Source organism: Arthrobacter glycogeni (genome assembly GCF_054511155.1).
On sequence record NZ_JBTNDE010000005.1, the window covers coordinates 27,755 to 39,095 of the forward strand.

At 60.2% G+C, this 11,341-nt stretch carries 11 protein-coding genes and 2 tRNA genes; 4 read left to right on the forward strand and 9 right to left on the reverse strand.

The features are described 5' to 3' along the window. The first annotated feature begins 39 nt into the window (after window positions 1–39). The gene (pknB, locus tag ACX80O_RS04785; RefSeq protein WP_459332719.1) at window positions 40–1,935 is read left to right on the forward strand and encodes a Stk1 family PASTA domain-containing Ser/Thr kinase; all 1,896 of its coding nucleotides are present in this window, start codon (window positions 40–42) and stop codon (window positions 1,933–1,935) included. A 32-nt stretch (window positions 1,936–1,967) separates the two neighbouring features. Here the strand turns inward: pknB and ACX80O_RS04790 are convergent, their stop codons facing one another. After that, a complete protein-coding gene (locus ACX80O_RS04790) occupies window positions 1,968–2,612 on the reverse strand; it encodes an anthranilate synthase component II (RefSeq protein WP_459332720.1) in 645 nt (214 codons plus the stop codon). A gap of 264 nt (window positions 2,613–2,876) precedes the next feature. Here ACX80O_RS04790 and ACX80O_RS04795 point away from each other — a divergent pair, with 264 nt between their 5' ends. Beyond that, window positions 2,877–3,125, forward strand: a complete 249-nt coding sequence (locus tag ACX80O_RS04795; protein ID WP_459307466.1) for a cell division protein CrgA — start codon at window positions 2,877–2,879, stop codon at window positions 3,123–3,125. Window positions 3,126–3,313: 188 nt separating this feature from the next. On the opposite strand, the gene ACX80O_RS04800 is transcribed toward ACX80O_RS04795, so the two are convergent. Both ACX80O_RS04800 and ACX80O_RS04805 read right to left on the reverse strand, forming a co-directional pair. Continuing rightward, window positions 3,314–3,919 (reverse strand): rhomboid family intramembrane serine protease, encoded by a 606-nt coding sequence (locus ACX80O_RS04800; protein ID WP_459307467.1) that lies wholly within the window; start codon window positions 3,917–3,919, stop codon window positions 3,314–3,316. A 271-nt stretch (window positions 3,920–4,190) separates the two neighbouring features. Then, a complete protein-coding gene (locus ACX80O_RS04805) occupies window positions 4,191–4,733 on the reverse strand; it encodes a peptidylprolyl isomerase (RefSeq protein ID WP_459332721.1) in 543 nt (180 codons plus the stop codon). 170 nt (window positions 4,734–4,903) lie between these two features. On the opposite strand from ACX80O_RS04805, the gene ACX80O_RS04810 reads away from it, so the two are divergent. Both ACX80O_RS04810 and ACX80O_RS04815 read left to right on the forward strand, forming a co-directional pair. Further along, the gene (locus tag ACX80O_RS04810) at window positions 4,904–5,752 is read left to right on the forward strand and encodes a hypothetical protein (RefSeq protein WP_459332722.1); all 849 of its coding nucleotides are present in this window, start codon (window positions 4,904–4,906) and stop codon (window positions 5,750–5,752) included. Between the two features lie 73 nt (window positions 5,753–5,825). Next, the gene (locus ACX80O_RS04815; RefSeq protein ID WP_459307470.1) at window positions 5,826–6,731 is read left to right on the forward strand and encodes a glycosyltransferase family 2 protein; all 906 of its coding nucleotides are present in this window, start codon (window positions 5,826–5,828) and stop codon (window positions 6,729–6,731) included. Here the strand turns inward: ACX80O_RS04815 and ACX80O_RS04820 are convergent. The 6 genes from ACX80O_RS04820 to gyrA form a co-directional block, all read right to left on the reverse strand. Next, window positions 6,728–7,639, reverse strand: a complete 912-nt coding sequence (locus tag ACX80O_RS04820; protein WP_459307471.1) for a DMT family transporter — start codon at window positions 7,637–7,639, stop codon at window positions 6,728–6,730. The two genes, ACX80O_RS04815 and ACX80O_RS04820, sit on opposite strands and share 4 nt — an antisense overlap. A 91-nt stretch (window positions 7,640–7,730) precedes the next feature. After that, window positions 7,731–7,803 (reverse strand) — tRNA-Ala (locus ACX80O_RS04825). A gap of 36 nt (window positions 7,804–7,839) precedes the next feature. Continuing rightward, window positions 7,840–7,956 (reverse strand): DLW-39 family protein, encoded by a 117-nt coding sequence (locus tag ACX80O_RS04830; protein ID WP_459307472.1) that lies wholly within the window; start codon window positions 7,954–7,956, stop codon window positions 7,840–7,842. 41 nt (window positions 7,957–7,997) lie between these two features. Beyond that, a tRNA-Ile gene (locus tag ACX80O_RS04835) sits at window positions 7,998–8,071 on the reverse strand. 86 nt (window positions 8,072–8,157) lie between these two features. Further along, window positions 8,158–8,694, reverse strand: coding sequence for a DUF3566 domain-containing protein (locus ACX80O_RS04840; RefSeq protein WP_459307473.1), 537 nt, complete (start codon window positions 8,692–8,694; stop codon window positions 8,158–8,160). Next, window positions 8,691–11,312, reverse strand: a complete 2,622-nt coding sequence (gene gyrA, locus ACX80O_RS04845) for a DNA gyrase subunit A (protein ID WP_459332723.1) — start codon at window positions 11,310–11,312, stop codon at window positions 8,691–8,693. Before gyrA ends, ACX80O_RS04840 begins: the two co-directional genes overlap by 4 nt. Window positions 11,313–11,341: the final 29 nt, after the last annotated feature.

Sequence of the window (11,341 nt, forward strand, 5' to 3'; positions counted from 1 at the left end):
TCTTCGGTTACTACCCAGATGCAGGCGGAAGGCGGACACGTGACCACTGATAGGGTCCTCAACGGACGTTACGAAGTAGGTGAGCTCATCGGGCGTGGCGGCATGGCCGATGTCCACCTCGGTCGTGACATCCGGCTGGGCCGGTCGGTGGCCATCAAGGTGCTGCGCCGGGATCTTGCCCGCGATCCACTGTTCCAATCCCGCTTCCGCCGCGAGGCGCAAGCGGTCGCCGCCCTCAACCATCCCACTATCGTCTCCGTCTACGACACCGGCGAAGAAGATGTTCCCGGGCGCTCAGTCGACGACGTCAGAGTTCCGTTCATTGTGATGGAATACGTGGCAGGCCGAACGCTGCGCGATCTGATCCGGGCGGGCGACCTGTCCCTTGATGAGTCAGCAGAACACATGGTCGGTGTGTTGTCTGCCCTGGAATACAGCCATAAGGCGGGCATAGTCCACCGCGACATTAAACCGGCCAACGTCATGATCACCCCAGAGGGCAACGTGAAAGTCATGGACTTCGGCATTGCCCGGGCCATGGCCGATTCAGCTGCCACCATGACGCAGACCCAGGCCGTCATTGGAACTGCGCAGTACCTCTCCCCTGAGCAGGCGCGCGGCGAGACGGTCGACGCCCGCAGCGACCTGTACTCGGCCGGCTGCCTGATGTACGAACTGTTTACCGCGCGCCCGCCCTTCATTGGGGATAGCCCAGTCTCGGTGGCGTACCAACACGTCCGGGAAGAGCCCAAACCGGCCAGCCAGTTCAATCCCGAGGTGTCGCCGGCGCTGGACGCCGTGCTGCACCGTGCCCTGGAGAAGGACCGCCAGGACCGTTACCAGGATGCTGTCGCCTTCCGTACCGCACTGCAGGCGGCCCGGAAGGGTGTCGTTCCGACTACCTCGCCGCAGGAGCTCGCCACCACGGCCCTATCGACGCTTCCAGCAGCGGTTTCCGGGCCCGACGAGGAGCCGCAGACCCGCGCCATGGCCAAGGTACTGGCCGGAGGCTCAATGAGCTCCGGACCCGTTACTGAAGACCACCCCCCTTTCCCCCTGCCCCGCACATCCAGCGATGACCACGATGACGACGACCACCGACGTCGGTCGACCAGACGTGCCTGGACCACAACCTTTTTCATCATCGTGGCTCTGGTCCTCGCCGGTGGAACCTTTGTGTTGCTCAACCTTTTGAACAACGAACCTGCCGGTCCAGTGCTGCAGGCTGTTCCGACGGTCGAAGGGATGACTCAGGACGAAGCGGCCAACGCCATCTTCGCCGCAGACCTGCGCCCACAGTTCGAGGAAGAATTCAGCGACACGGTCGATCCGGGGCTGGTGATTGATTCCGATCCCGGGGCTGGTGAGGAGGTCGAACCCGGATCAACCGTCAACGTCTCTATCTCGGAGGGACCATCCGACGCCGTCATTCCCGACAGCATCACAGGAATGACAGAGTCATCCGCCAGAGACGCGCTGACCTCAGCCGGTCTCAGCGGGGGCGACGTCACTGAGGAGAACAGCGCAACCATTCCGGCTGGCCGCGTCATTTCCACGAACCCCGCAGTGGGAGGTTCAGTGCCCGTCGGGTCCGACGTCGATCTGGTGCTGTCCACTGGGCTGGTTGAGATGCCCCGCGTGATCGAATTGCCTGTCGATGAGGCCAGGGCGTTGCTTGAGGACCCGGCGAAGGGTCTGACGGTCCGGGTTGTCCAGGTTGAAAACGAAGTGGTGGAACCGGATACCGTCACCGACCAGAGTGAAGAAGCCGGCTCGGCTGTTGCCCCGGGGACAGAAATCGTCCTCACTGTGGCAATGGAACCGGCGCCCGAGAAACCATCGCCTGAACCGACCACGACTCCGACCACTACTTCAACGCCGACACGGACAGCGACTCCGACAGCGACTCCTTCGGAAGAGCCCGAGGAGCCCTAGCCGCTCGGCAGAGAGGGCATCCGGGCGGAAACCTACTTGGAGATCAGCGGGCTCAGCGTTGAGGACGTCGCTGCGGCTCCAGTCAGCCCGAGGGACTCGAGCCAGTTACCCAACATCCGATAGCCACCTTCGGTCAACACGGACTCGGGATGGAATTGGACGCCGCACAATGGGGCGGTCCGGTGCTCCAACCCCATGATGATGCCGCTGGCGGTACGTGCGGTAACCACCAGCTCCGGCGGGACAACATCGCTCACGGCTGCGAGCGAGTGGTACCGCGTGGCGGTCAAGGGTGAGGGTAGCCCAGTAAAAATGCTCTCCGCCTCATGCTCCACCAGCGAGGTCTTGCCGTGCATGAGTTCCGGCGCGTGAGTCACGGTGCCGCCGTAGGCTTCAGCCAGCGCCTGATGTCCCAGACAGACACCCAGCATTGGCATTTGATTGGCACCGCACCATTTGATCATCTCGATGCAGATCCCCGCGTCTCCAGGAGCGCCCGGCCCCGGTGACACGAGCACACCGTCGCGCACGTCGGCGAGGGCAATCGCCTCAGCCAACGTCACGTCGTCGTTCCGCACCACAGTGGTCTCGGCTCCCAGCTCCTGCAGGTAGCCGACCAAGGTATAGACAAAGCTGTCGTAGTTGTCGATAACCAGAATGCGGGTAATTTTGCTCATGGTGCAGGGTGCCAATCGTTGAACTGTCGAAGACGGAATCATGTCTTGTCAGCACCGCCCGGCATCAGCAGCAGCGCTCCAGGAATTTCAGGTGCATGGCCTTCCGGCACCCCGGTACCGGTTCATTGGTTAGAATTAAGCGGAAACCGTGCTGACCACAGTGATTCTTTTTCAGGATAGCGTGTGTGATCGCCGACTGCCGAGCCCTTGTGAGGGTAAACACTATGGCGAAGCTGATGAGGCTTCGCCTATCTAGGAGGACAAGTGCCCGAGTCGAAGTCCCGCAAGAAGCCGACCCAGTCCAACACGGCTGCAGCCTCCGCTGAGCGCAAGCCGAACCCCGTTTGGTACAAACCAGTCATGTTCGGTCTGATGATCCTTGGCCTCTTGTGGATCATCGTGTACTACGTTTCCGAAGCACGGTTCCCGATTCCCTCGATCGATTCCTGGAACATTCTGGTCGGGTTTGGTCTGGCGATCATTGGGTTCCTGATGACCACTCGGTGGCACTAGTCTCTCTCCGGAAACCAGAGGGAGTTCCGCTCCGTACACACGTTGTGCACTAAGTTATCCACAGCTGTGGGTAACTTAGTGGGTGTGAAAGATAAAATACTGCCGAGTGCGGGCCCGTGCTTATCCACACCTGTGGAATTACATGTGTGTAAGTTATCCCCGCTGTTGATAAGACCTGTGGACAACTCTTACCCAAGGGGCAGCCGTACCAGGGCGGACCCCAGCACAGTCAGTCCAACGAGTACCGCCGCCAAGCCCGCAAGGCCACTCCAATGAATCAGGGCCCGATTACTACCCTTCGGCGCGTAGGCGATGATGGCGGCGGCCGCAGCCCCTGCAAGGAGCCCGCCCAGGTGCGCTTGCCATGAGATCCCAGACACCACAAACCCGAGTACGCCATTGATTGCAATCAAAACCACCAGTTGCCTCACGTCGCCGCCCCTACTGCGCTGCACGATGAACATCGCCCCGAAGAGTCCGAAGACCGCTCCCGAAGCACCGACCACCGACTGCAATGGGTTGGAGAGCAGCAGCACCGCCACTGACCCTCCAAACGCTGACAGCAGGTAGAGCGCCAGGAAACGGGCTCGTCCCAGCAGCGGCTCCAACGCCTGTCCCATGATCCACAGGGCGTACATGTTAAAGGCGATGTGCAGCAGGAATCCGGTTGAGTGGAGGAATGCTGCACTCAGCATCCGCCACGGCTCGGGAGAAAGATACTCGGAGGTATAGAGGGGGGCATACGACAACACCTCGGTGAGGCCGGGAGTCACCAGCTGCAGCAGAAAAAGCACTACGCAGACACCAATGATGGAGAAAGTGAGAATCGGCTTCCCTTGCCTCGCTACTCCCCCGAAAAGGGTTCGCCGGGTCGGGGCGTTACGCGCGCTTTCCCTTACGCAGTCAACACACTGGACCCCGACGGCAGCCGGGCGCTGGCACTCCGGACACGCTGGCCTGCCACACCGCTGGCAGCGGACATAGCTAACCCGATCTACGTGTCTGGGGCACACGGGCGCTTCCTGTTGCGGCTGATCCGCCGGGATTCCGTATGTCATTGGGGTTTTAGAGCTGCTTGACCGTGATCGAGGTGATTACTACGTCTTCCAGCGGCTTGTCGCGCGAATCGGTAGGAATGGCATTCAACTGCTCGACGATGCCGCGCGAGGTTTCATCGGTGACATCGCCAAAGATGGTGTGCTTGCCCTGCAACCAGGTGGTCGGTACCGAAGTGATGAAAAATTGTGACCCGTTGGTGCCGCGGCCGCCCTGGATTCCTGCGTTGGCCATGGCCAGCTTGTAGGGAGCAGTGAAGTCGAGGTCGGGGTTGATCTCGTCGTCGAACTGGTAACCCGGTCCGCCGATACCTTGGCCGAGAGGGTCTCCGCCCTGAATCATGAAGTCCTTGATCACCCGGTGGAAGATGGTGCCGTCATACAGCGGCTTCGTGGATTCCTCACCGCTCTGGGGGTGGGTCCACGTCTTTTCGCCGGTGGCGAGACCGACAAAGTTCTGCACGGTTTTTGGTGCGTGGTTCCCAAACAGGTTGACAAGGATGTCACCGAGGTTGGTATGGATAGTTGCTTGTGCTGTTGCAATAGCTGTCATATTGCTATTCTTTCACGGAGCCCCTGGCAAACCGCTGAGAATGGCCCGTTCAGCGCACAGTGAAAATCGTGCAGAATACGGTGGACGAATAGCACGAGAAAGCGTTAGCACGTAGGCTGACAGTCAACAGCCACTATCCGCGGGAGGCAGATGTGAAGAAGAACAAACGTATGACCCACGACCTTGAGAAGAGCGTCGCCACCAGTGCCGAAGCCGCACGGGATTGGGCCGCGCCCCGCGTGGACGCCGCCTACAACTGGGTAGCACCCCGTATCGAAAAGGGCTACGGATCAGCGTCGCCCAGGATCCAGCATGGAGTCCAACGGGCCGCCCACGGCATTTCCGGCGGCATTTCTACCGTCACCCCCCGTATCCAGGACGGACTGGACAAGGTTGCGCCTCGTATCTCCTATGTGGTGGATTCCACTACCCCCCACATCCAGAAGACTCTGGATCGAGCAGCCCCGGCGATCACGAGTGCCCGGGACAAGGTAGTCGATGACTATCTTCCGACGCTCTCCCACAAGCTTGGCGACGCAGCCGACTCCGTATCCCGTTCATTGTCCAATGCGACGATTCCCGAACCAGTGAATCGGGTGGTCACCCGGGTCACCGGTGACAAGAAGGCCGTCAAGAAGGCCCAGAAAGCTGCCGCGGCAGCGGCCCTGAAGGCATCGCGTGACCTGAAGAGGCGTCAGAAGAGCGGCAGTAAGGGTTGGCTGATCTTCGGTATTATCGCCGCGGCCATCACCGCAGGCGTAGCAGTCTGGCGGGCATCGAAACCGGTCGAGGACCCTTGGAAAACCCCTGTAAAGGTGGAAACCAAGCCTACCGGCGAGGCCGAGCGAGCCAAGGAAGCCAAGGATGTTGTCGCCGACATCAAGGAAGCCGCCGACCGAGCCGCCGCGAAGGCTGGCAACGCGGTGGACGACGCTCCAGATGCAGCAAAGTCTGCTGGCACTACGGCAACCGGAAAAGTCGCTGAGGTAGCGGAAGACGTCAAGGACGCTACAAAGTAGCGTCAGTGGTTTAGCAACAAGGGAGGGCGGTTCTTCGGAGCCGCCTTTCCTGTTTAAGCCGTCCTGGGCCAGTATGACGAGCTACGGTGGTAGATTTACGGCCGTGCATCCCTTGAAGAACACCGTCTCCATAGTCGTTCCGGCGTATAACGAGGAAAGCGTCATCAGACAGTGCCTGATCGCTGCCATCTACCAGTCAGTCCCGGCCGATGAAATTCTCGTAGTCGATAACCGTTCCACGGACGGCACAGCTCGCATCGTCACCCAGATGCAGCTGGAATACCCCGAGAGCCCGATCAGACTGCTGGAGCAATCAGCCGACCAGGGCCTCATCCCTACCCGCAACTATGGCTTCAACAGCGCTATTGGGGACATCATCGGTCGGATCGACGCGGATTCTGTAGTGGAACCCGATTGGGTGGAAAAGGTTCTTGCTGGTTTTGTTGACCCCGAGGTGGCCGCGGCCACAGGACCAGTGGTCTATTACGACATGCCGATGCGCCGTTGGGGACTCCTGGCCGATGACAAGCTGCGGCAGCTGGTCCTGAAGCTGGCTCGGAATCAGTATCATTTCCTGTTCGGTTCCAATATGGCGATCCGCCACACGGCCTGGGAACAGATCCGCGGATCAACGTGCCGTGATGCGGCCGACGAGATGCACGAGGACATTGACCTCTCACTTCATCTCGCCGACCACGACCTGGTGATTCGCTACCTTCCGACCATGGTAAGCGGGATGTCCGCACGCCGGTTAGAGGATTCACCCAAGGATTACCGCTACTACGTGACCAGGTTTGATCGCACCTACAAAGCCCACAGCATCAACAAACGGTTCCTCAAGGTCCCCCCGCTGATCTTCATGTCGATCTATTATCCAGCGAAAATGATCCGCGCCGTTCACTCCGCGCGCAGCCCCCACAGTGTTCGCCGTGGTGGAACAGCTCAGCCCCCCGCCGATGATCAGGGACCCCTGTCCTAAGAGCCCCCCAGCACCGGGGGGGCAACCGGAGCGCCCGCGGCCCTGGCTCGGGCGCGCCCGGCTGTCTGGCCGCCCACCACTATCGCCAGGCCCACCAGGATCAGCAACAGACCCCCGTAGGTTCCAGCTGGCAACTGTTCGCCAAGGAATATCGCGGCCAACAACGCGGCGCCGGGAATTTCCAGCAGGATGATCATTGAGACAACGAGCGGACTCATCACGGCCAGCAGATGGTTGAACACCGTGTGACCCATCAGCTGAGCCACCAGGGTGACGGCGAGGATCCCCACCCAGGCTGCGGGCGAGAACCCGGTCAACGGTTGCCGGAAGACAAAACACATCATCAATAGGATCACCGCACATCCGCCGTAGCACAGCGTGGTGTAGGTTCCGGTGGACATGGTCTTCCGGGCGCTGGCTCCGGCCATCTGATAGATCCCCGCCAGCGCCCCGCCAGCAAGGGCCAGGAGGTCCCCGAGAATAGCATCCCGGGACAACGTCAGGTCGAACCCTGTGATCACGACGACGCCGGCCAGCGCCACGCTCAGGCCGACAATCACTTTGGTAGCGGGCCGCGAACCCTGGATCGCGTTGAACAACGCTATCCAGGCCACCTGCAGGCAGACCAGCGCCGTGGCCGCTGCCACCGAGGTCAGCTTAAGGGCGGTGATGAAGCACGCGAAGTGCAATGCTAGCGCGGTGGCAGCTACAGCAAGGCGGAGGTAGTCGACGCGGCGTAGCGCCTTGAATTCGTGCCGTTTGGAGATAGCCGCCGGTCCGCCCATGACCACCGCGCCGATGGCGTTACGCCAAAAGGCGATAGCCAAAGCGGGTGCCACCGTCGCCGCCATAATCGGCCCCGACGCCGCTACACCAAGTACCCCAAGAATCGACAGGAAGATGATCACCAAGTAACACTAATTCACCCAGTGCTCTGCGGTTAATCTTCGCTAAAACGAAAAAGGTTCCGGTCAACAGACCGGAACCTTTTCCTTTCGGTGGAGGCACGGGGACTCGAACCCCGAACCCCCTGCTTGCAAAGCAGGTGCGCTACCAATTGCGCCATGCCCCCGAACGATTGCCGTGACGGCAACCTCACCAGTATAGCTTAGCCGACCGTGTCGGTCGCCCTACTCCATACCGCTTTTTCCCTCTCGGACTCCTGCCACCTCTTATAGGCGAAAGCACTTGCAACAGCTGCTGCGATAACCAACAACTTCTTCACAGTGTTCCTCCTATCGCAGTTACCTGCGGCTGGTAGGTCCGTGGGCGTACCAGGACTTGAACCTGGGACCTCTTCGTTATCAGCGAAGCGCTCTAACCGCCTGAGCTATACGCCCCGAAGCCTGTTCGGGCCGAAACACGACTTTACAGGAGTATCTCGGCAATCATCAAATCGTTCGCAAACAGGCCCTCACCTGGACGGTCAGTCGTCGGTGAGAGTAACCCCAATACCGCCGACCAACGTCGACGAAATGTTGTACAGCACGGCCGATAACATGGCCAGAGCAGTCAAGAGCACCACATTGACGACGGCAATGATTGTTGCGAAGGACACCACCTGACCGAGCGAAGCAAACTGGCGGAGATCAAACCCTCCACTTTCAGAACCCGCTATCTCACGCAGCAGGTCATTCACTCCATCAAAAATCCCTGTGAGGTCCAGCACCGTCCAAATGACGATCGCTGCAACCACTGTCACTATCCCCAAGGCGACCGATAGCAAGAATGACATCTTCAGGACAGACCAAGGGTCCACCTTGCTCACCAGAAGTCTTGCCTTGCGCGCCTTGGCTTTGGGTGCTGGTTTCACCAGCCCAGGACGTACAGCTCCGGGGCGTGTACCGGGGGCGGCACCAGCTGGCCGCTGGGTTGGCCGTGCGGGAGCGTTTACGCGGGGTCCGGTACCAGTCTGTCTGACCGATCCTCCGGTTGCCCGTGGGCTAGAGTTGGGCGAGCTCACTCGGTACCTCCATTATCTGGTGACTGCGCTTCCCGCTCAGTCGTTTCTTCTGACGTCAACGGTACTTCATCGGTCACTGCCCCCAGTGATTCGCCTCCTTCGGTCCCCGGGTCCTCGGCACCATCCTCCACCGTCAGTCCTCGCTCGCTGTTGCGTGCGACGGCGATGATGCGGTCCTTCTTGTCGGGCTTGGCGAAGATGACACCCATAGTGTCGCGGCCCTTGGCCGGAACTCCAGTCACAGCTGAGCGAACCACCTTACCGCCGCCCATCACCACGAGCACCTCATCCTCTTCCTGAACAATCAGCGCCCCAACCAGGTCGCCCCGTTCCTCAGCGAGCTTGGCCACCTTGATCCCCAGACCACCTCGACCCTGTACGCGGTATTCCTCGACCTTGGTCCGCTTGGCGAACCCGCCCTCCGTCACAATGAACACAAATGATTCGTCGGTGACCACATTGGCGGCCAATAATTCATCGTCGTCGCGGAACTTCATGCCAGTGACACCCGATGTTGCCCTGCCCATAGGCCGTAGCGCATCATTTGTCGCCGTGAATCGGAGGGACTGCCCCTTACGCGAGACCAGCATCATGTCATCGCTTTCAGAGACCAGCTGAGCGGAAACCAGTTCGTCGCCGTCGCGCAGGTTGATGGCGATGACCCCGGCCGTACGGTTGGTGTCGTAATCCTCCAGCCGGGTCTTCTTCGCCAGGCCGCGCTTGGTTGCCAGGACCAGATACGGAGACTGTTGGTAGTCACGCAGATCCAGGACCTGAGCAATGGATTCGTCAGGCTGGAAAGCAAGCAGGTTAGCTACGTGTTGACCCTTCGCGTCCCGTCCTGCCTCGACCAACTCGTACGCCTTGGCCCGGTAGACCCGTCCCAGGTTGGTGAAGAAGAGCAACCAGTGGTGGGTGGTGGTGACAAAGAAGTGCTCGACGACGTCATCCCCGCGGAGCTGGGCACCCTTGATGCCCTTGCCTCCCCGCGCCTGCTGTCGGTAGTTGTCGCTACGGGTCCTTTTGACGTAACCGCCGCGGGTGATGGTCACAACCATCTCTTCCTCGGGGATCAGGTCCTCCATGCTCATGTCCGAGTCGAAGCCCATCAGGATTTCGGTGCGGCGGTCGTCGCCGTGCTTATCGACGATTTCGCGGAGTTCGGTGGAGACAATATCCCGTTGCAGTTGGTTGGAGGCCAGGATTTTCTGGTATTCCGTGATCTCCGCCTCCAACTTCGCGTGCTGGTCCTGGATCTTCTGGCGTTCCAGGGCAGCGAGGCGGCGTAGTTGCATATCCAGGATGGCCTGCGCCTGGATCTCATCGATAGCCAGCAACCCCATCAACCCGTGGCGGGCGTCTTCGACAGTTGATGACCTCCTGATCAGGGCAATAACTTCATCGAGTGCGTCAAGTGCCTTCAGTAGGCCGCGCAATATGTGGGCTGCTTCCTCAGCTTTCCGCAACCGATACTGCGTCCGCCGGACGATGACCTCGAGCTGGTGGGTGACCCAATGCCTGATGAAGGCATCAAGGCTCAGCGTGCGGGGTACGTCGTCGACGATGGCCAGCATGTTGGCGCTGAAGTTGTCCTGGAGCTGGGTGTGCTTGTAGAGATTGTTCAGCACCACCTTGGCGACAGCGTCCCGCTTCAGAACAATCACCAGGCGCTGTCCGGTCCGACCCGATGTTTCATCGCGGAGATCGGCGATCCCGCTGATCTTGCCGTCCTTGACCAGATCAGCAATCTTGATAGCCAGGTTGTCGGGGTTGGCCTGGTAGGGCAACTCGGTGACCACCAGGCAGGTGCGGCCCTGAATTTCCTCAACATTGACCACGGCACGCATCGTGACTGATCCACGCCCGGTCCGATAGGCGTCCTCGATTCCCTTGTGGCCCAGAATCTGCGCCCCCGTCGGGAAGTCCGGGCCCTTAACGCGCACCAAAAGTTCCTCTAGAAGCTCTTCCTTGGTGGCGTCGGGGTTTTCCAGGTACCACTGAACACCTGAGGCAACCTCGCGGAGATTGTGTGGTGGGATGTTGGTGGCCATGCCAACGGCTATACCCGATGATCCGTTGACAAGCAGGTTGGGGAATCGGGCCGGGAGGATCGTCGGCTCCTGGTTCTTGCCGTCGTAATTGTCCTGAAAATCGACGGTTTCTTCGTCGATGTCGCGGACCATCTCCATCGCGAGCGGAGCCATCTTGGTTTCGGTGTACCGGGGAGCGGCCGCTCCGTCATTGCCGGGTGACCCGAAGTTACCCTGCCCCAGAGCCAGCGGGTACCGCATGGTCCAGTCCTGAATCAGGCGGACCAACGCGTCGTAGATCGCAGTATCACCGTGGGGGTGGTACTGACCCATGACCTCACCCACCACGCGGGCACACTTGTTAAAGGAACGGTCCGGGCGATATCCACCGTCGAACATTGCGTAGAGAACCCGCCGGTGAACTGGTTTCAACCCATCACGGACGTCAGGCAGCGCGCGACCAACAATGACTGCCATCGCGTAGTCCAGGTAAGACCGTTGCATCTCCGTCTGCAGGTCGACCTGTTCTACTCGATCGGAGAGGACACGCCCTTCGAGGGGAAGGTCGGGTGTTTCTTCGTCGCTCATACGTTAGTTCCGTTCAGTGTCTAAGTACC

Coding starts and splice junctions, on each gene's coding strand:
- gyrA (WP_459332723.1), bottom strand. CDS start 11,312: ATGAGCGACGAAGAAACACCCGACCTTCCCCTCGAAGGGCGTGTCCTC.
- ACX80O_RS04790 (WP_459332720.1), bottom strand. CDS start 2,612: ATGAGCAAAATTACCCGCATTCTGGTTATCGACAACTACGACAGCTTT.
- ACX80O_RS04810 (WP_459332722.1), top strand. CDS start 4,904: ATGACCCACGACCTTGAGAAGAGCGTCGCCACCAGTGCCGAAGCCGCA.
- ACX80O_RS04815 (WP_459307470.1), top strand. CDS start 5,826: ATGACGAGCTACGGTGGTAGATTTACGGCCGTGCATCCCTTGAAGAAC.
- ACX80O_RS04805 (WP_459332721.1), bottom strand. CDS start 4,733: ATGACAGCTATTGCAACAGCACAAGCAACTATCCATACCAACCTCGGT.